At 64.8% G+C, this 20070-nt stretch carries 18 protein-coding genes, 1 tRNA gene and 1 riboswitch; of the genes, 16 read left to right on the top strand and 3 right to left on the bottom strand.

The genetic code is table 11. The features are described from left to right. Nucleotides 1-174 precede the first annotated feature (174 nt). From WBG82_RS08855 to WBG82_RS08810, 10 genes are all read left to right on the top strand, one after another. Nucleotides 175-2328, top strand: coding sequence for a DUF1302 family protein (locus WBG82_RS08855; RefSeq protein WP_424423883.1), 2154 nt, complete (start codon nt 175-177; stop codon nt 2326-2328). A 479-nt stretch (nt 2329-2807) separates the two neighbouring features. Beyond that, nucleotides 2808-4166, top strand: a complete 1359-nt coding sequence (locus WBG82_RS08850; RefSeq protein ID WP_424423880.1) for a DUF1329 domain-containing protein — start codon at nt 2808-2810, stop codon at nt 4164-4166. 242 nt (nt 4167-4408) lie between these two features. Continuing rightward, on the top strand, nt 4409-5491 hold the full coding sequence (locus WBG82_RS08845) for a YCF48-related protein (RefSeq protein WP_424423877.1): 1083 nt from the start codon (nt 4409-4411) through the stop codon (nt 5489-5491). 142 nt (nt 5492-5633) lie between these two features. Further along, complete coding sequence (locus tag WBG82_RS08840) at nt 5634-6446, top strand: enoyl-CoA hydratase/isomerase family protein (RefSeq protein ID WP_424423874.1); 813 nt, start codon at nt 5634-5636, stop codon at nt 6444-6446. 1 nt (nt 6447) lies between these two features. After that, a complete protein-coding gene (locus tag WBG82_RS08835; RefSeq protein ID WP_424423872.1) occupies nt 6448-7623 on the top strand; it encodes an acyl-CoA dehydrogenase family protein in 1176 nt (391 codons plus the stop codon). A 10-nt stretch (nt 7624-7633) separates the two neighbouring features. Beyond that, nucleotides 7634-8827, top strand: coding sequence for an acyl-CoA dehydrogenase family protein (locus WBG82_RS08830; protein ID WP_424423869.1), 1194 nt, complete (start codon nt 7634-7636; stop codon nt 8825-8827). A 26-nt stretch (nt 8828-8853) separates the two neighbouring features. Continuing rightward, nucleotides 8854-9648, top strand: coding sequence for an enoyl-CoA hydratase/isomerase family protein (locus tag WBG82_RS08825; protein ID WP_424423867.1), 795 nt, complete (start codon nt 8854-8856; stop codon nt 9646-9648). A gap of 3 nt (nt 9649-9651) precedes the next feature. After that, nucleotides 9652-10422: an SDR family oxidoreductase gene (locus WBG82_RS08820; RefSeq protein ID WP_424423864.1), complete on the top strand. Its 771-nt coding sequence runs from the start codon at nt 9652-9654 to the stop codon at nt 10420-10422. Nucleotides 10423-10607: 185 nt separating this feature from the next. Continuing rightward, on the top strand, nt 10608-11348 hold the full coding sequence (locus tag WBG82_RS08815; RefSeq protein WP_424423862.1) for a glutamine amidotransferase: 741 nt from the start codon (nt 10608-10610) through the stop codon (nt 11346-11348). A 32-nt stretch (nt 11349-11380) separates the two neighbouring features. Next, complete coding sequence (locus WBG82_RS08810) at nt 11381-12739, top strand: PQQ-dependent sugar dehydrogenase (RefSeq protein ID WP_424423859.1); 1359 nt, start codon at nt 11381-11383, stop codon at nt 12737-12739. Nucleotides 12740-12795: 56 nt separating this feature from the next. Here WBG82_RS08810 and WBG82_RS08805 read toward each other — a convergent pair. Further along, a tRNA-Ala gene (locus tag WBG82_RS08805) sits at nt 12796-12871 on the bottom strand. Between the two features lie 241 nt (nt 12872-13112). Between WBG82_RS08805 and WBG82_RS08800 the strand changes: the two genes are divergently transcribed. The 6 genes from WBG82_RS08800 (at nt 13113) to WBG82_RS08775 (ending at nt 18112) form a co-directional block, all read left to right on the top strand. Then, entirely contained in the window at nt 13113-13409 is a 297-nt protein-coding gene (locus WBG82_RS08800; protein ID WP_324301370.1) for a YggT family protein, read from the top strand. 8 nt (nt 13410-13417) lie between these two features. Beyond that, the gene (locus WBG82_RS08795) at nt 13418-13738 is read left to right on the top strand and encodes a DUF167 family protein (protein WP_424423856.1); all 321 of its coding nucleotides are present in this window, start codon (nt 13418-13420) and stop codon (nt 13736-13738) included. A gap of 93 nt (nt 13739-13831) precedes the next feature. Further along, nucleotides 13832-13916, top strand: a riboswitch (ZMP/ZTP riboswitch). 19 nt (nt 13917-13935) lie between these two features. Next, complete coding sequence (gene folD / locus WBG82_RS08790; RefSeq protein ID WP_424423854.1) at nt 13936-14859, top strand: bifunctional methylenetetrahydrofolate dehydrogenase/methenyltetrahydrofolate cyclohydrolase FolD; 924 nt, start codon at nt 13936-13938, stop codon at nt 14857-14859. 13 nt (nt 14860-14872) lie between these two features. Then, nucleotides 14873-15883 carry an aldo/keto reductase gene (locus tag WBG82_RS08785; protein ID WP_424423851.1) on the top strand — a complete coding sequence of 337 codons (1011 nt, stop codon included), beginning with the start codon at nt 14873-14875 and terminating at the stop codon, nt 15881-15883. Then, nucleotides 15880-17364, top strand: a complete 1485-nt coding sequence (locus WBG82_RS08780) for a serine hydrolase domain-containing protein (protein ID WP_424423849.1) — start codon at nt 15880-15882, stop codon at nt 17362-17364. The genes WBG82_RS08785 and WBG82_RS08780 overlap by 4 nt, the downstream gene beginning before the upstream one ends. Nucleotides 17365-17440: 76 nt before the next feature. Continuing rightward, nucleotides 17441-18112, top strand: a complete 672-nt coding sequence (locus tag WBG82_RS08775) for a DNA-3-methyladenine glycosylase I (RefSeq protein WP_424423847.1) — start codon at nt 17441-17443, stop codon at nt 18110-18112. Between the two features lie 12 nt (nt 18113-18124). On the opposite strand, the gene ppa is transcribed toward WBG82_RS08775, so the two are convergent. Together ppa and WBG82_RS08765 are read right to left on the bottom strand one after the other, a co-directional pair. Beyond that, nucleotides 18125-18661: an inorganic diphosphatase gene (gene ppa / locus WBG82_RS08770; protein WP_424423844.1), complete on the bottom strand. Its 537-nt coding sequence runs from the start codon at nt 18659-18661 to the stop codon at nt 18125-18127. Continuing rightward, nucleotides 18661-19890, bottom strand: a complete 1230-nt coding sequence (locus tag WBG82_RS08765) for an argininosuccinate synthase (protein ID WP_424423841.1) — start codon at nt 19888-19890, stop codon at nt 18661-18663. Before WBG82_RS08765 ends, ppa begins: the two co-directional genes overlap by 1 nt. Nucleotides 19891-20070 lie beyond the last annotated feature (180 nt).

Raw genomic sequence — 20070 nt, 5'->3', positions numbered from 1 at the left:
CAATGTGAGTGTACTCGGCCTGGGCGCGCGCCGGACGCCTTGACTTACCAAGGGTTTAACTATGGGCTAGCGATCGAGGGATGCTGACTGGCCGGGGGGCAGTCGCATGGGGGAGCGTCCCATCGATTCAACCTCCCGATCCAGCCGCGATTTGTAGCCATCGAGGAGGAACGAATGATCATAAGAAAATCCGGCGCGTTGCTGCTGGCCGTGTTGGCGGCGGCTTTTTTCCGGGGCGGGGGCGCCCAGGCCGAGGGGTTCAAGATCGGCGAAGTCGATCTCAGCGTCGACACCACCGTGTCGGCGGGTGTGGGTGTCCGCACGTCGGGCCAAAGCTGCAATAAAATCTCCGCGGGCAATGGCGGGTGTCCGTCATCGAACGGCGCTTTTCACGCGCCGAATGAAGACGACGGCAATGTGAACGTCGGCCGGTGGGACCCGTACTCCACGGTGGCCAAGATCACCAGCGACGTCGAGGCCAAATATCAGAATTTCGGCGCCTTCATGCGCTTCAACGCGTTTTACGACTATTGGGGCATGAACAAGATCGGCCAGGACAGCACCGACTACGGCCGCCGTCCGCTGGTCGATGGCTACAGGGGCCATGACGCGCGCAATTTCGCCGGCCGCGGCGTGAAGGTCCTCGACGCGTTCGTCTACACGAATTTCGACGTGGGCTCGAGCCCGGTTTCGCTGCGCGTCGGCAAGCAGGTCGTCAACTGGGGCGAAAGCCTCTTCATCCAGGGCGGCATCAGCTCCTATCTGCCTTTCGATGTGAGCGCGGTGCGGACCCCGGGCGCCGAGCTGAAGGAGGCCTACAGGCCCGAGCCCTCGGTCTATCTCTCGGTCGGCCTGCCGGCCAATTTCTCGGTGGAGGCCTTCTATACCTTCGGCTGGGAGCGCACCAAGCTCGATGCCTGCGGCACCTATTTCTCCGGCAGCGATGCCGTCTGCGAAGGCGGCCGCTACGTCGTGTTCAAGGGCGAATATCCCAACTCCGCCGCGCTGATTCCGCGCTATGCGGATCAGGAGCCCGGCGATCAGGGGCAGTTCGGCCTGGCGCTGAAATATTATGCCGACTGGCTGGGTAACGGCACCGACCTCGGCGCCTATTTCGTGCGCTATCATTCCAAGTTGCCGATCGGCACGTTCACGGCCGCGACGTCGGCGAATGGCGGTCCCGCCTATATCTACGGCCTCGGCAACGCGGCCGACGGCACCCCGATCGGCATCCCGATCGGCAACAACTCCACCGGGACGGCCTATGGTTTCTGCAACATGCCGGCCTTCAACGGAGGCGCTTACAACGCGGATACGATTACGCCGGACGGTTTCGTGGACTTCGCCGAGTGCAATCAGAACGTCATCGGCGGCGTCGTGTCGCCCTTCGCCGAGGCTATCCTGAATGCGGCGAACTCCAAGCACTCCGTCGTCACCTATCCGAAAGACATCCAGGAGATCGGCGCGAGCTTCAACACCACGGTCGATCTTCTGGGCGGGACGGCGCTTTCGGGCGAACTGCTCTTCACCCGCGACATGCCCTTCCAGATTTCGGACGTCGAGGTAAACGCCAACGACATCCATAACACCGCGTCGGGCTACTATATCGCCTGCTCCACGGCGGGCATCTGCAATGCGCCCGGTCTCGGCAATCTGACGGCGGCCCAGGTGGCGGCCCTCACGGGGCCCTATGCGGGCCTCGCCGCCGCCAACGACACGATCCGCGCCAACGGCACCTATGTCGCGCCCGGCGGAATCATCAGGGGGTACGACGAGTACAATACCTGGACCGGCCAGCTCGGCACGATCAGCACCCTGACGGGCTCCTCGCCGGTCGTCAGCGCCATCGGCTCGGATGTGATGTTCCTCGTCGGCAATGTCGGCTTCCAGTACATCAGGGGGCTCAACGACAACAACCGGCTGGCCATTCCGCACGCCGCCGACGGCAATCCGAACCCGATCGTGGCGCAGATTCTCGGCAACGACTGCGTCGGTCTCGGTACCTGTCCCATTCCTCCCCAGGCCAAATATGCGTCGAGCTTCTCCTGGGGCTACAGGCTCGCGCTTTCGACCGACTACAACAATGCCCTCGGCACGTCCTGGACGGTCTCGCCCTTCGTGCAGTTCGGGCATGACGTGAGCGGATATTCCGCCGGTCCCATCGGTCCGGGCTTCATCGAGGGGCGCAAGACGGTTTCGCTCGGGATCAACGCCAAGCTGAGGGACATTCGCGCCGCCCTTCAGTACACCAACAGTTTCGGCAATTACTACCGGAACGCCATGGCCGACAAGGACTTCGCGACGGCGACCATTTCCTACTCGTTCTAGGAAGCGGGAAGTCGAGATATAGGAGCCCGGCGGCGGCAACGCCGCCGGGTTTTTTCGTTTTTTCCCGTCATGCCGCGCCGTTCAGATGGACCCCGGATCGGGTCCGGGGTGGCGGTCTGTCGCGGGGCAAGGTGGAATCCCGAAACGTCTTGCCGGACCCTCCTTTGATTTCAAGGCGGCCGGCATCCATCCTCTCCGACAGTGCCACTAAACCGATCCGTGGCCGGATGAAACTGAAACTGGCGTGACGGCGATCCGCTTCGGCAAGTTCCGCGGCTCAATCACATTAAAAATATTTAATGTGATTGAGCCATCGAATGCCGGGATTCGAGGGGGCCAGATGCTGCGGGGACACAGATTCTCTTCCGTGATTATTTGCGCCCGGTTGCCGTTTTGCTATTATCCCCGTCGAGTGGCGGGAAAACCGGTTTCGATGCGAAGATCGAAACCAAAGAAGAAATCAAGTGGAGGGAACGTATATGAAAAGGACGACCATGCTGGTCTCCGCCTTTGTGTTCGGCGCGCTCAGCACCAGTGCGCTTGCCAATGTGCCGGATGCCCAGGTGAACCGGTTGGGGAACGATCTGACCCCGGTCGGCGCCGAGAAGGCGGGCGAAGGCGACATTCCGGCCTGGACCGGCGGCCTGCAGACCGTGCCGAGCAACGTCACCTACAAGCCGGGTGACCATCTGGCCGATCCGTTCGCCAGCGATCCGATCAAATACACGATCACCGCGGCGAACATGGCGCAGTATGACGCCGTTCTGACCGACGGCTACAAGGCCCTGATGAAGGCCTATCCCGACTACAAGATGAACGTCTATCAGACGCGCCGCTCCTGCGCCTATCCGGACCGCGTCTATGAAGCGACGAAGAACAACGCGAAAGTCGGCGAGCTCGTCGGCGGCGGTTCGGGCATCAGCGAAGCCATCATGGGCTTCCCCTTCCCGATCCCCAACAACGCCAACGAAATCATCTGGAACCACACGCTGCGTTATCGCGCATTCAAGGTGACGCGCCAGTTCGCGGCGGCGCCCGTCACCCGCGGCGGCGACTACACGCTCCAGATCGTGCAGGACGAAGCCATTCTTCAGTGGTCGGACCCCTCGAAGAAGCGCGCCGAAGACCTGAACAACATCTCGCTCTACTACATCGCCAACACCATCGCGCCGGCCCGCGAAGCGGGTAACGTGATCCTGGTGTACGAGGCCCTGAACGCCACGCTCAATGGCGGCCGTCAGGCCTGGCAGTACAGCCCCGGCACGCGCCGCGTGCGCCGCGCTCCGAACATCGCCTATGACAATCCGGGAACGAACTCGGACGGTCTTTCGACGTCTGACTCCTTCGACGGCTATAACGGCGCTCTCGACCGCTACGACTGGTCGGTCATCGACAAGACGCCGCACATCATCGCCGCGAACAGCTACAAGGCGGAATCGACGAAGTACAAGGACTTCATCAAGCCGCTTCACCTGAACCAGGATGCGATCCGCTACGAGCTTCACCGCACGTGGAACTTCGAGGCGAAGCTCCGTCCGAACACGCGTCACGTCTATGCCCGCCGCGTCTATCACAACGACGAGGACGCCTGGGAAATCGCGACGTCGGAACTCTATGACGGCCGTGGCCAGCTGTGGCGCGTCCAGGAGCTCCAGGAGCTGCAGCGCTACAACGTGCCGCTCTGCGGTTCGGGCGCGGAAGTGGTCTACGATCTGCAGGCCGGCCGCTATCTGGCCCTCGCCATGCAGAACGAAGAGCCGCCGGTCAACTATTTCGCCGACGAGCTCGATCCGTCCCGCTACACGCCGAACGCCATCCGTCAGCTTGGCGTGCGCTAAAAAAGCGCCTAATCTCATCGAGCCGGGCCCTGGAATACCAGGGTCCGGCTTTATTTCTGTCCGAACGATGCGACTTGCCCACAGGCTGCGCTTGGAGTATCCGGACGGCTTGAGCTAGAATTCCAGGCGAACCGGCCAGCGAAAGAAGCCGGCGAAGAACGAAAAGAACCGTCCGCAAAAGATCTCGAAGCCGGTCAGAGACGGTTCGCGGGAAACGTCCGAGTGAGGGAGCCTCAGCCATCATGTTGTCGATTTTTACCCAGTTCATGCGTAAGACGGCCCTGAAGCCGCTTGCCACGGCCCTGTCCGCAGCCGCGCTCGGGCTCGTCTTCGCTCTGGCGCCCGTCGGCGCTCAGGCCGAGGAAGCCCAGCCTGCCGCTGCGGCAAACGGCGAAACCGTCACCTACGCCACGCCCTCCAAGCTCGCGACGAAGGACCTTCTTCTCGCGGCGACCAAGGCCGGCAACCGGCTCATCGCGGTGGGCGAGTTCGGCCATGTGATCTATTCCGACGATCTCGGCGAGACCTGGAAGCAGGCCGCTTCCGTGCCGACCCAGGTGACGCTCACCAGCGTCTATTTCGTCAACGACAAGCTCGGCTTCGCGGGCGGTCACGACAGCACCGTGCTCCGCACCGACGATGGCGGCGACCACTGGACGCTCGCCTATCACGACGCGAAGGCGCAGGCGCCGATCATGTCCGTCTATTTCGTGAACGAGAGCCACGGCTTTGCCATGGGCGCCTTCTCCTTCGTCATCGAGACGGAGGATGGTGGCAAGACCTGGAACCAGCGCTCGCTGGTCGAGGGCAGCACCGAGGACTCGCATCTCAACATGGTCTTCGCCGAAAAGAGCGGCACGATCCTCGTCGCGGCGGAATTCGGCACGGTCTATCGCTCCACCGATCAGGGCAAGACCTTCCACGAGGTGAAGACGCCCTATGAAGGTTCCTTCTGGGGCGGCCTCTCGCTCTCCGACGGGTCGACGCTCATCTTCGGCATGCGCGGCAATGTCTATCGCTCGACCGATGACGGCGTCACCTGGACCAAGGTCAACAGCGGCACCGAAAAGTCGATCGGCGGCGGCGTCGAGCTTCCGAATGGCGAGGTGGTGCTGGTCGGCCTTCAGGGTTATGTCGGCTACAGCTCCGACAAGGGCCTGAACTTCACCGAGGTCGTGCGCGCCGACCGTCTCGGCTATGTGGCCGTGACGCAGGGCGGCGAGGGCAAGATCGTCGTCTATGGCGAGCCCGGCGTGAAGGTGCAGCCCGACACGCCCGAAGCGGCCGAGAAGGAAGTGGGCTTCCACTTCACCTCCGGCAGCTAGAACGCAGCACACGCAATTCTGAAACCCCGGCCCTCGCGGCCGGGGTTTTGCTTTTTGCGGGCTCCTTCGCATGCGAGCAAAGGCCGCGCTTTTCATCGCCGGAGTTCAGCGCCACAATCTGCGAAACAAAGGGGAGGATGTGATGGCGGGGGAGCATCACGCAATCGACTTCGCGCGCTACAGGCGCATCAAGGCGAGCCGGCAGGGCCGCGTGCTCACGCTCGCGCTTTCCAATCCGCAGCTCATGAATGCGGTCGATGGCGAGATGCATCGCGAGCTTTCGGAAATCTTTCTCGATGCGGCGCGCGACGAAGGATCGGATGTCGTCATCCTCACTGGCGAAGGCGCGGTCTTTTCCGCGGGCGGGGATCTCAACTGGATGAAGCGTTCCTTCGAGAATGGCGAGGCCGGGCCTGACGCCGCCGAGGCCAAGCGCATCGTCTTCTCGCTTCTTGATCTCGAAAAGCCGATCATCGCAAAGGTGCGGGGGCCAGCCGTCGGCCTCGGCGCGACGCTCGCTCTCATGTGCGATGTGATCTTCGCGGGCGAGAGCGCGCGCTTCGCGGACCCGCATGTGCGCGCGGGCATCGTCGCGGGCGATGGCGGCGCGATCATCTGGCCGCAACTCGTCGGCTATGCGCGGGCCAAGGAATATCTGATGACCGGCGATCCCGTGCCCGCGCGCGAGGCGGAGCGCATCGGCCTCGTCAATCATGTCGTGCCGGACGACGAACTCGATGCGCGGGTCGATGCCTTCGCCGCGCGGCTTGCGGGCGGCGCCATCATGGCCATCAAATATTCCAAGGTCGCGGTCAATATCGGCCTGAAGCAGCTCGCCCATTCGATCCTCGATGCCTCGGTCGCCTATGAGATGCAGACCTTCGCGACCGAGGATCACCGCGAGGCGGTGCATGCCTTCCTCGAAAAGCGCAAGCCCGTCTTCAAGGGCCGCTGAGATGGACGGGCTTCCCCTGAATTTCGACGAGCCGGAACATGTGCGTCTGCTGCGGGCGAGCGTCGCCCGCTTCGTCGAGGCGGAAATGCCGCGCGCCAAGGCGCGGGAATGGGACCGGGGCAACATCTATCCGCGCGAGGTGATGGCGAAGCTCGGCGAGATGGGCCTCATGGGACTCACCGTCGAGGAACGCTATGGCGGCGCGGGCATCGACATCTATTCCACCATGGCGGTGATCGAGGAGCTCGCCCGGCGCTCGGTCGCGGTCGCCTGTCCCTACATCATGGCCGTCTGCTATGCGGGAATGAACCTCGGTGAAAGCGCCAGCGAGGCGCAGAAGCGGGAGCTTCTGCCGAAGGTCGCCGCGGGCAAGCTTCTCTTCGCCTACGGACTTTCCGAACCCAATGTCGGCGGCGATCTCGCATCGGTCGAGACGGTGGCGCGGCGCGAGGGCGGGGAGGTCGTCATCAGCGGCGCCAAGCGCTGGTGCACCGGCGCGCATATCGCCGATTACATCTTCTGCCTCGTGCGCTCGGGGCCGAAGGAGGCGCGCTACAAGAACCTTTCCATCGTGCTCGTGCCGCCGACGCTTCCGGGCATCACGACCACGCCGCTCGGACATCTCGGCATTCGCGGCGTCGAGACCAAGGATGTCGCCTTCGACGAGGTGCGGGTGCCGGCGGCAAATATTCTCGGCGGCGAGGAGATGTGGGATCGCGGCTGGGAGCAGCTTGCGGGCCGCGCCCTCGAGGTCGAGAAGCTCGAGCTTTCGGCCTGCGCGCTCGGCCTTGCGGAAGCCGCGGTTGCCGATGCGTGGAGCTATGCCGAGGAGCGCGTGCAATTCGGGCGGCCCATCGCCGGCCATCAGGCGATCCGCCACACGCTCGCGGAGGCGCGCACCAGGGTCCGCGCCATGCGCCTCATGCTCTACAGCGCCGCCTGGCTTGCCGACCAGGGGCGTCCCTGCTCCGTCGAAACCTCGATGGCGAAACTCTTCTGCTGCGAAGCGGCGGCCGAGATCACGCAGATGTGCCAGCGCGTCACCGGCGCCTACGGACTTTCCGACGAGATGGACATGGAGCGCTATGTGCGCGATGCGGTGAGTCTGCCGATCGTCGGCGGCTCTTCCAACATGCAGAAGAACAACATCGCCAACCGGCTGAAGCTCGGGGCCTGAAGGAGTGGGCATGGGTGAGAAGGAAACCACTGCGGCGAAACTTCCCGATCCGCTGATCGCGGCGGAAGAATTCGCCACGGCGCTCAAGGGCCGTTCGAACGAGATCGAGCGCAATCGCTTCCTGCCGCAAGAGCTTGCCGATCATGCGGCGCGGCTCGGGCTTCACCGGCTCTGCATTCCCGCCGCCTATGGCGGCCATGAAGCCAATCCCATGCGGCTCGTCGAAGTGGCGGAGAGGATCGCCCGCGTCGACGGTTCGGCGGCGTGGTGCGTTTTCATCGGGGCGACGAGCGGCATGGTCGCGGCCTTTCTGCGGCCGGAAGAAGCGCGCGCGATCTTCGGCGATCCGATGACGATCACGGCGGGCGTCTTCGCGCCACGCGGGCAGGCCCGCGCCGCTGTGGAAGGCGGCATATCCGGCTATCGCGTCAGCGGGCGCTGGCAATGGGGCTCGGGCTCGCGCAATGCCTCCTTCATCATGGGCGGGGCGCTCATTCTCGGCGAGGACGGAAAGCCCGTCATGGCGCCCGAGGGCATTCCGCAGAACCGGATGATGATCTTTCCCGCCGCCGATGTGACGCTCCTCGACACATGGGACGTCTCGGGCCTTGCGGGCACGGGAAGCACGGATTTCGAAGTTGGCGACCTTTTCGTGCCGCATAGCCGCTCGGTCAGTCTCATCGGCGACAGGCCGCTCGACCGGCCGCTCTATTGCTTCCCGACCTTCGGCCTTCTCGGCATCGGCATTGCCGGCGTGGCGCTCGGGCTTGCGCGCGGCTCAATCGACGAACTCGTAACCCTTGCAGGCGGAAAGACGCCGCAAGGCTCGACGAAGCCGCTGGCGCTCCGCGCCAAGGCGCATCTCGATGTCTCGGAGGCGGAAGCGCTGCTGCGTTCGGCGCGCGCCTTTCTCGCCGAAACGGTGGGAGCGGCATGGGAGGCCGCCTCGCGCGATGGCGCCATCACGATCGAGCATCGCCGCGACATCAGGCTCGCGACGACGCATGCCGTGCGCGCGGCGGCGCGCACCGTCGATCTCATGTATACGCTTGCGGGTGGAACGTCGGTCTATCGCAGCTCGGCATTGCAGCGCCACTTCCGCGACGTGCATGTCGCCACGCAGCATATGATGGTGAGCGACGCGACCTATGAGCTTACCGGGCGCCTCTTCCTCGGCGTGCCCACCAACACGGCGATGCTGTAAGGTTCCGCCGGCCAATTCGGAGATCGATGATGGGAGAATTCACGCGGATCGAACGCGAGGGCAGGGTCGCACTCGTCCGCTTCGACAGGGGCGACGGCCTCAATGCGCTTTCGGCCGCGGCGATGCGCGAGCTGACCGAGGTTGCGCGTTCCTTCGAGGACGATCTCGAAACCATCGCCATCGTCATCACCGGCACGGCGCGCGCCTTCTCGGCGGGTGCTGATCTCACCGATCCGGAGCTTGCCTCGCGCAAGGAGAAGGGGCTTCTCGCCCGGCGTCACGCGCTCAGGATCGGGCCGGAGATGTGCGCGGCATGGGAGCGGCTCGAACAGGTGACGATCATGGCGGTCGAAGGTTTCTGCATCGGTGGCGGGGTGGCGCTTGCCGCGGCATGCGACATCCGTGTCGCGGGGCGGAGCGCTTTTTTCCGCCTGCCGGAAGTTCCGCTCGGCATGAATATGAGCTGGCATTCCAATCCGCGCCTCGTGAACCTCATGGGGCCGGCGAGGGCGAAGCTCTTCACGATACTCGGCGAAAAACTCCCCGCGCCACAGGCGCTCGAATGGGGGCTCATCGAAGAAGTGGCGGAAGATGGAGGCGCGCTCGACGCGGCGATGGCGCTTGCGCGCCGCTTCGCGGCGTTGCCGCCCGTTGCCGTGCGCATGTCCAAGCAGTCGATCGACATGGCGGCGAAGGCGCTCAATCAGGCGGTCACCTATATGGATCGCGACCAGTTCGCGCTCGCCGCGACATCGAAGGATCAGCAGGAGGCGATCAGCGCCTTCCTCGAAAAACGCAAACCGAACTTCACAGGAGAATGAACCATGGGCCGCGTAGATGGAAAAATGGCGTTCGTGACAGGCGGAGCGCAGGGGCTCGGCCGCGCCTCGGCGCTGATGCTCGCGAAGGAGGGCGCCAGGGTCACGGTCGCCGACATCAATGCGAAGGGCGCGGCCGCGGTCGCGGAGGAAATCAACGCGCTCTATCCGGGTCGCGCGTTTTCGGTCGCGCTCGATGTGACGAGCGAAGCGCAATGGAAGGAAGCGCTCGCCGCCGCCGACAAGGCCATGGGCGGCATCAACGTGCTTTTCAACAATGCCGGCATCGGCGGTGGCACGACGGTCGAGGACACGGATTTCGAGACGTGGAAGCGCGTGCAGGCGGTCGATGTGGACTCGGTCTTTCTCGGCTGCAAATACGCGATCCCCTACATGATCCCGCATGCGCCGGGCTCGATCATCAACACCTCGTCCATCGCGGGCCTCATCGCGGGGCACAATATGGCGGCCTATAACGCGGCGAAGGCGGGCGTCTGGCTGCTGTCGAAATCGGTCGCTCTCCACTGCGCCAAGCGCGGCTACCGCATCCGCTCGAACACGATCCACCCGACCTTCATCGACACGCCCATCCTCGATGGCATGGCGCGCGGCATGTCGCGCGAGGATCTGGTGAAGAAGCTCGCAAGGCAGGTTCCGCTCGGCATGGTCGGCGATCCCGACGATGTCGCCTATGCGGTCGTCTATCTCGCCTCCGACGAGTCGAAATTCATGACCGGCGCGGAAATCAAGCTCGATGGCGGCATCAGCGCCATGTAGGAGCCTGCGCGCAGGTGTGGCCAAAATGTCCCTTACCCTGTCTTTAAGGGTGAGGGACATAATTTTGCCAAGAGCATGATCCAGAAGTTGATCGATGCTCCGGATAATACATGCCCGGCAATTGATGGTTTGAGGGCCCGTCGCGCATAAACTCAGGATAATTTGCGCGCTGCCCGCAAGCCGAGGTGTCGAAACCGGGCGGTCGCGAGGCAAGATCGACGAATAGCATGGCACGCCGCATCCTCATCATTCTCCATCAGGAGCGCTCGAATCCCGGCCGGGTGGCGCAGGAGCTGCGGGCGCGCGGCTGCGAGCTCGACATTCGCCGCCCCGCGCTTGGCGATCCGCTGCCTGAAACGATGGAAGCACATGATGGAGCCATCATTTTCGGCGGCCCCATGAGCGCCAATGACGATCTGCCGTTCATCCGCGCCGAGACGGACTGGATTTCCGTTCCGCTCAAGGAGGAGAAGCCCTATCTCGGCATCTGCCTCGGGGCGCAGATGATGGCGAAGAATCTCGGCGCCCGCGTCTATGGCCGCGAGGACAAGAGATGCGAGATCGGCTATTTCCCGGTTCGTCCGACAAGCGAGGGCGCGCATCTCTTCGAAGATCCCCAATATGTCTATCAATGGCATGTGGAGGGCTTCGATCTGCCGCGCGGCGCGGTGCAGCTTGCCGAGGGGCAGGATTTTCCGGTGCAGGCCATGCGTTATGGCAAGTCGGCCTATGGCATCCAGTTCCATCCCGAGCTTACATCGCTGATGATGAATGCGTGGCTCGTGCTTGCCCGCCATCGCCTTCATCTCCCCGGCGCCCAGCCCGACGCGCATCATCGCGAAGGGCGCATGCGCTACGACATGGGGCTTCGGGCCTGGCTGTCGCGTTTCATCGATCACTGGCTGCCTGCGGAAAGCGCGGGCTGACCAGTGCGGCTTTGTGCGAGGGCTATCGTCTCATGCGAAACATGACCGGGCATCGCGCGATACCGTTCTCCGCCCCGCGTTTCGGCCGGCGGATGGCGCTGCTTGGCGCGTCGCTTTTCGCGGCCATGCTGGCAGGCGCTGCGGCCGAGGCCGGGCCCTATGAGACGGTGGGGCAGCATTACGAGCTTCGCCTTTCCGATCTGCCCGCGCCCTACAGCGCCGCGCCGCCGCGCGTCGTGGCCGAGAATGTGGACCGGCCCGAAGGCGTGCTGCCGAAGGTGCCGCAGGGTTTTCACGTCAGCGTCTTCGCCGGCGATCTCTCGGGCCCGCGCGAAATGGCGGTCGCGCCCAATGGCGATGTTCTTGTCGCGCAGACCTTCCATGGCGACATCGTGGCGTTGCGCGATGCGGATGGAGACGGCATCGCCGAGACGAAGGCGGTCTTCGCGGAAGGCTTCCGCGAGCCGTCCGGCCTGGCGATCCGGGATGGGGCGCTTTACGTCGCCGATCGGCGCGCGATATGGCGCCTGCCTTTCGATGATGGCGCGCTCAAGGCGCGCCCGCGCGAGATGGTGACGCGCCCCGGCGCGCTTGGCGAGGGCGGCGGGCACATCACCCGCGAAATCGTATTCGCGCCCGACGGCAAGCATTTCTACGTCTCGATCGGCAGCAGGCGGAACGTGGCCGAGGAGGCAAATCCGCGCGCCACGATCCAGAAATTCAGGGCGGACGGCTATCTGCAAACGACCTTTGCGTCCGGCCTGCGCAATCCGGTCGGCATGGCGTTCTATCCCGGTACGGATGATCTCTATGCCGTGGTCAATGAGCGCGAGGGGCTCGGCGAAGGGCTCGTGCCCGATTATCTGACGCGCGTGGTTCGCGGCGGATTCTACGGATTTCCCTATGCCTATCTCGGCGCGCATCCCGATCCGCAATTCGGCGATCTGAGGCCGGATCTCGTGCAGGAGACATTGACGCCGGACGTGCTTTTCGCGCCCCAGTCCGGCCCCTTCGGCCTCCTCTTCTACAAGGGCGAGGATTTTCCGCAGGAGTACAAGGGCGATGCCTTCGTCGCCCTTCACGGCGCATGGTCGGGCGGGCGGCCCTCCGGCTATGAGGTGGTGCGGGTCCGCTTTCGCGATGGCAGGCCGCAGGGTGGCTACGAGACGTTCATGACGGGCTTCGGCCAGCCGGGTCAGCGCGCGGACAAGACGGCGGAGGCGGCGACGGAGGTCTGGGGAAGGCCGGTCTGGCTTGCCGAGGCGCGCGACGGCACCATGCTCGTTTCAGATGACATGGCCAATGTGATCTGGCGGGTGACCTGGTCGGGCGCGGCGCCGGCTCACGACACGCTGCACACATTGCCGCCCCTCACGGTCAGCGCGCCCTGAGGGTGCCCGCCGGGGGCCGCGCCGGCGGACGATCGGCCAGTCTCTTTTCCGGGAAATGGTGGAGCCGAGCGGGATCGAACCGCTGACCTCCTCATTGCGAACGAGGCGCTCTCCCAACTGAGCTACGGCCCCGGATAGAGCCGGTTCTTTAGGGGGCGCGCGCGAATGTGTCAAGAGATCGCTCGAGGGGCGGGCGTCAAAGATCGGCGCCCCGGGGCGCCGGGCCGGGGATGGCGGGCGGGGCGCGCCGAAGCGGCTTGAATGCCGCGGCCGCGCCCTTTACATCTGAAACCCGGACGGTGCGCGGTCCGGCGGCGTTCTGCCCATGCCGCCCGCAAGGTTCCGTATTCAAGGCTCGCAAAAGCAGAGGCCCATGCAATCCCTTCTCATCCTGATCACCCAGGTCATCCAGCTCTATATCTATGTGATCATCGCCAGCGCGGTGCTGAGCTGGCTCATCGCCTTCAATGTGGTCAATACGCAGAACCGCTTCATCTACACGGTGGTCGACGTGCTCTACCGGGTGACCGAGCCGGTGCTGGCGCCGATCCGGCGCATTCTGCCGGATCTCGGCGGGATCGACATTTCCCCGGTCGTGCTGCTGCTCCTGCTGTTCTTCGTCCAGAACCTGATCTGGGAAGTCTACGGTTCCCTCCAGACGGGCTTCTGACGGGCGGGATGGCGCCCTCCCTGCCTTTGCGGACGCTTGGCGACGCGGTGGCCGTCGCCATCAGGGTCACGCCGAAGGGCGGGGCGAGCCAGATCGACGGGCTCGGGACCGATGCCGACGGGCGGAGTTTCCTTCGCGTCCGGGTCAAGGAGGTCCCCGAAAAGGGCAAGGCCAACGCCGCCGTGGTGAAGCTCCTTGCCAAGGCATGGGGCCTTCCGCCGAGCGCCTTGGAGATCGCCGCGGGCGAGACCGGCCGGGTAAAGACTGTCGTCGTTCACGGCGCGGATGCCGGGGCGCGGATCGCCGCCTGGTTCGAGGCGCTCGCCTGAGACAATATCTCTGGGACAATCGGGTCCAGCCGGGTGCAGGCTTCCCATCCGCGGGAATTGCGGAGCGCGCGCACCCTCCTTATTATGCGGGCCCATTCCTTGCGTGACTGGCGATGCGAGGTGGACCTGACCACCGGGAAGCGCAGGGACGGACCCGCCGCGCGCCTGGGCATTCCACTCTCGATCGAGGCGCCTCCATGTCCAATTCCCCATCCCGACTGCCCGCAGACAACATACTGGACGGCAAGACCAGCGCGACCGCTCTCAAGACGCGGGTCGCCGCGGAGGTTCAGCGGCTCAAGCGCGAGCATGGGCTCACGCCCGGGCTTGCCGTGGTGCTGGTCGGCAACGATCCGGCGAGTGAGGTCTATGTCCGCAACAAGGGGATAGCGACGCGCGAGACGGGGATGAATTCCTATGAATACCGCCTCCCGGCCGAGACTTCGCAGGAGGCGCTTCTTGCCAAGGTTCGTGAGCTGAACGCCGACGGGGACGTTCACGGATTTCTGGTGCAGTTTCCGGTTCCGGACCATATCAGCCAGCAGGCGGTGATCGACGCGATCGATCCCGTGAAGGATGCGGACGGGCTCCACCCGCTCAATGCGGGGCGGCTTGCAAGCGGGCTCCCCGCCATGGTACCGGCGACGCCCGAGGGCTGCCTCCTCATGGCGAAGCGCGCCGTCGGCGGGCCGCTCGACGGGCTTCATGCGGTGGTGATCGGGCGCTCCAATCTCGTCGGCAAGCCGGTCGCCCAGCTTCTGCTCAGGGAAAACTGCACCGTGACGATCGCCCATAGCCGCTCGCGCGATCTGCCCGCGCTTGCGCGCGAGGCCGATATTCTCGTCGCCGCCGTCGGCAGGCCCAATATGGTGCGCGGCGACTGGGTGAAGCCCGGCGCCATCGTCATTGATGTCGGCATCAACCGCATTCCCGCGCCCGAAAAGGGCGAGGGCAAGACGCGGCTCGTCGGCGACGTCGCCTTCGACGAGGCAGCGAAGGTCGCGGGCTGGATCACGCCGGTGCCGGGCGGGGTGGGGCTCATGACGGTCGCCTGCCTTCTCAGGAACACGGTCATCGCGGCGTGCCGCCAGCACGGGCTGGCGCTGCCGGATGATTTCTGACGGGGACTGACGGATGGAGACGCGCGAACTGGGAGCGCTGTGGCCGGTGAGCGCGCTGACGCTGGGCGGCGGCGGTCTCGGCCAGATCTGGGGTCCAACGACGCGCGAGGAGGCGATCGCCACGGTGAAGCTCGCCGTCGATCGCGGCATCACGCTTCTCGATCTCGCGCCGCTTTACGGCCGGGGCGAGGCGGAGGCAGTTGTCGGCGCTGCATTCGAGGGGAACTGGCCGTCCCATCTGCGCGTGACAACGAAATGCATGATCGGCGCCCGCCACTTCGGCGACATTGCCGCCCGGCTCGAAGCCTCGCTCCTTCGCAGCCTTGCGACGCTGAGGCGCGAGCAGGCGGATATCTTCTTCCTGCATTCCAATATCCATCCCGACAGCTATGTCTATGAAGGCGCGCCCGAGATGCATGAGCGGGCGGCCGTTTCATGGGCGGTCTATACGGGCGAGGTGATACCGGCCTTCGAGCGGCTGAAGGCGAAGGGGCTCATCGGCGCCTGGGGGATCACGGGCACCGGCCTGCCGCGCTCGATCATGGAGGCCATGCGTGGCGAGCCCAAACCCGCCGTCGTGCAGGCGGTCGCCAATCTGCTCGATTCCGCGGGCGGCATGAGGCGCTATCAGGAGCCGCCGGAGCCGCGCAACATCATCCGCACCGCGAGGAACAACGGTGTCGGCGTCATGGGCATCCGCGCGGTGCAGGCCGGCGCGCTGACGGCGGCGCTCGACCGGCCACTTGCCGCCGACGATCCCGAAATGCAGGACTATCGCAAGGCGGCGCCCTTCCGCGCGCTTGCCGCCGAACTCGGCGAGGAGCCGGCGCATCTCGCGCATCGCTATGCGCTCGCCATCGAAGGCGTCGACACGCTCGTCATCGGCGTCAAGAACCGCCGCGAGCTCGAGGATGTTCTCGATGCCGAGGCGAAAGGCCCGCTCGACGCCGAAACCGTGCAACGGATCGATGCGCTCGGTCTCAGGCGGCAGGTGCCGCGCATTCCGCTGGATGCGCCTCTGTGACGAGGGCGCGCTTCATCCTTTCCGCCCTGCTCGCGGCGATGACGATGCTTGGCGCGGCCTTCCATCCGGCGTTCGCGGAAGATCAGCGCTCAGCCGGCGGGATGCTCGCATGGCCGCGCGAGGAGATGGTCCGCGCGCTCGGCATCTTCGTGCCGGAGCGGATGAAGCGGCTCGACGTGCCGGGCGCGAGCGTCGCCATCGTTTCGGACGGCGCGATCATCTATTCGGCGACCTTCGGCAAGGCGGACAGGGGGTCGGACGCGCCGGTGACGCCTGCCACTCTTTTCGAGGCGGGCGAGATCGGCGAGACGGTGGCGGCCTATGCCGCGCTCGGGCTCGTTCAGGACAAGCTTCTCTTTCTCGATGCGCCGCTCTCGCGCGATCTCGCAAAGCCATGGCTCAGGAACGCCGACGACAACAGGCTCGTCACGCTGCGCCAGGTTCTGACGCACACATCCGGGCTGCCCGACAATGCCGCCCATCCGGGGCGCTCGACGCGCTTTGCCCCCGGCACGCGCTTCTCGCATTCGGCCGTCGGCTTTCTCTATCTCCAGCATGTGATGGAAGCTGTTTCCGGCGAGCGCATCGGCGAACTCATGTCGAAGCGGGTCTTCGAGCCCCTGGGCATGGAGAGTTCCGGCTTCGTCATTCGCGCCGCCGATCGGGCAAACCTCGCGCGCGGCTATGTGCCACTGAGCTTTCCGGTGCTTCTCTTCTATGTGCCTTTCGGCGCCTCGGCGCTTCTCGTGCTCGCGCTCGTCTGGGGCGTGGTGCGCTTCGGCCTGCAGCGCCGGATCGAGCCGGGCGATCTTCTGTGGCCGCTGACGGCCGGTCTCGTCTTCGCCGTCTCCGTGGTCTGGTACGGGCTCGGCCTTGCACATGGCGCCTTCGTCATCGCCACATCTGTCGCCTATGCGCTCGCAGTCGGTTTTCTCGGCGGCGTGATCTATTACATCTTCCAGCTCGTCGGGGTCATCAGTTCGCGCGACGGCGTCATCTCGCGCGGGCGCGAAGCGTCGGAGGGAGCGGCGCTCGGCTACTCGCTCGCGCTCGCCTTCGCGATCAGCCTTCTCTTCTTCGAATGGATGCTCGGCGTGCCGCGCTTTTCGCGGCTCGGCCTCGACAGCGCGCCCAATGTCGCGCGCTCCTTCCGCACCAATGCGGGCGACATGGCGCATTTCATGATCGGCTTCTTGGACGGCAAGGGGGTGGGCGAGGCGTTGCGGGCGCGCATGCTCGCCGAGCGCGTCGAGGTCGAGCCGCCCTATGGCTGGGGGCTCGGCATCGGCATCAGGACGGATGCCTCGGGCGAGACGCTCTGGGCGCGCGGATCGCGCATGGGCTTTGAAAGCCTCATGGTCATGGACCCGGCGCGGCGCGCGGGCGTCATCGTGCTCACCAACAGCCGGGAGGGGAGCGCGCTGGCGCAGGACGTGGCGCGCAATGTCTTCGGCCTCAACGGAAGCTGGACGCTGCCCTGACGGCCCGATGCTCCGCTTGCGGCCTTATGGGCGTGATCGGCCGGCGGCGCTATGATCGGACAGAAGGGAGGCGGAGATGGAAAGTTTCAAGACGATCCATGCGCGCGCGGCGCGCCGTCACGGTGGCGAGGCGGCGCTGGAAAAGCTGCTGGCAAAGCCCCGATCCTCCGCCGCCATTAGGAAAATACCGGACGATCGCTGGCTTGCCGCCATGACGCGGGCCGTCTTTCAGGCGGGCTTCTCCTGGAAGGTGATCGAGGAGAAATGGCCGGGCTTCGAGGAAGCCTTCGACCATTTCGAGCCGCACCGCGTCGCCTTCTACTCGGGCGACGACATGGCGCGGCTCGCAAGCGACAAGCGCATCGTGCGCAACGGGGCGAAGATCAGGGCGACGGTGGAGAATGCCCGCCTGATCGTCGAGCTCGCGCGCGAGCATGGCTCGGCCGGAGCCTTCTTCGCCTCCTTCGCGCCGGAGCGCTATCTGGAGCTTCTGGAGTTTCTGAAGAAGCGCGGCAGCCGGCTTTCCGGGCGCTCGGCGCAGTATTTTCTGCGCTCTCAGGGCGTCGACAGCTTCGTGCTTTCGGACTCGGTGCTCGCGGCTCTCATCGAGGCGCAGGTGATCGACAAGCCGCCATCCTCCCGCAAGGCCATGGAGGCCGTGCAGGCGGCGTTCGAGCGCTGGCGGAAGGAAAGCGGGCGTTCCTTCACCGAGATCAGCCGCACGCTCGGCTTCTCGATCGACGTGTGAGGGGGGCCTCCCTCAGGCTTCGGCAGCCTTCGCGGCCTCGATCGCCTTGAGGATGATCTTCTCCGCCTCCTCGGGGCCCTGCCAGCCTTCGATCCGCACCCATTTGCCTTCCTCGAGATCCTTGTAGTGCTCGAAGAAATGGGCGATGCGCTGGATGAGGATTTCCGGCAGGTCCGTGTAGCTCTTGACGTTCTTGTAGTAGGGATTGAGCTTCTCGACCGGCACGGCAAGGACCTTCTCGTCCTGTCCGGCCTCGTCATGCATCATCAGGACGCCGATAGGGCGCACACGGACGACCGCGCCCGGGACGACCGGAATGCGGCTCACGACGAGCACGTCCACCGGATCACCATCGTCGGACAGGGTGTGCGGCACGAAGCCGTAATTCGCCGGATACTGCATCGCCGTGTGCATGAAGCGATCGACGAAGAGCGTACCCGACGCCTTGTCCATTTCGTACTTCACCGGATAGCCGCCATGCGGCACCTCGATGATGACGTTGATGTCGTGAGGCGGGTTCTTGCCGACGGGAATTGCTTCTATGCGCATCAGCCCTGTATCCGCTTGTTGCGTGCTGCGAGAAGACGAAGCCTCAGGGCGTTGAGCTTGATGAAGCCCTGAGCATCCTTCTGGTCATAGGCGCCCGCGTCCTCCTCGAAGGTGACATGGGCCATGGAATAGAGCGAATAGGGCGACGAACGGCCGACGACCGAAACCGAGCCCTTGTAGAGCTTCAGGCGCACGTTGCCGGTCACCATTTCCTGGCTCTTGTCGATCAGCGCCTGCAGCATCTCGCGCTCGGGGCTCCACCAAAATCCATTATAGATGAGTTCGGCGTAGCGCGGCATCAGTTCGTCCTTCAGATGCATGGCGCCGCGGTCGAGCGTGATCGATTCGATGCCGCGATGGGCGGCGAGCAGTACGGTGCCGCCCGGCGTTTCGTAGACGCCACGCGACTTCATGCCGACGAAGCGGTTTTCCACGAGGTCGAGGCGGCCGATGCCGTTCTGGCCGCCAAGCTCGTTCAGCCTGGTGAGAAGCGCGGCCGGCGAGAGCTTCACGCCGTCGATGGAAACGGCGTCGCCCTTCTCGAAGCCCACTTCGATATAGGTCGGCTTGTCCGGCGCATCTTCAGGCGAGACGGTGCGCTGATAGACATAGGCGGGCGCTTCCTCGGATGGGTCCTCCAGCACCTTGCCTTCGGACGAGGTGTGCAAGAGGTTCGCGTCGACCGAGAAAGGCGCTTCGCCGCGCTTGTCCTTGGCGATCGGAATCTGGTGCTTTTCGGCGAATTCGATGAGCCTGGTGCGCGAGGTCAGGTCCCATTCGCGCCAGGGCGCGATCACCTTGATTTCGGGATTGAGCGCGTAATAGGAAAGCTCGAAGCGGACCTGATCGTTGCCCTTGCCGGTGGCGCCGTGGCAGACGGCATCCGCCCCCGTTTCCCGCGCGATCTCGATCTGGCGGCGGGCGATGAGCGGCCGGGCGATCGAGGTGCCGAGCAGATAGACGCCCTCATAAAGCGCGTTGGCGCGGAACATCGGGAAGACGTAATCGCGCACGAACGTCTCGCGCAGATCCTCGATGTAGATCTCCTTGATGCCGAGCATTTCGGCTTTCTTGCGCGCCGGCTCCAGCTCCTCGCCCTGGCCGAGATCGGCCGTGAAGGTGACGACCTCGCAGCCATAGGTCGTCTGCAGCCATTTCAGAATGATCGAAGTGTCGAGGCCGCCCGAATAGGCAAGCACAACTTTCTTCACGTCTTTCGCGCTGGTCATCGCATCACCTTCCGGGGCGGGTAGATTTTGCGGCGCATCATAGGGAAATCCGGTTCGGCGGCAAGGGGCGCTCCCCACTTGTGATGGGCGGGGCCGATCCCCAATTTGCCGTAATGGCACTGGAGGAGGCTCCCGCATGACAGCCGTCGAGTTCTGGTACGAATTTGCAAGCACCTATTC

This window comes from Parvibaculum sp. (genome assembly GCF_049671045.1).
Classification (GTDB): Bacteria; Pseudomonadota; Alphaproteobacteria; order Parvibaculales; family Parvibaculaceae; genus Parvibaculum.
Note: the sequence above shows the minus strand (reverse complement) of the source record. Positions and strands in the feature narration are given on the sequence as shown.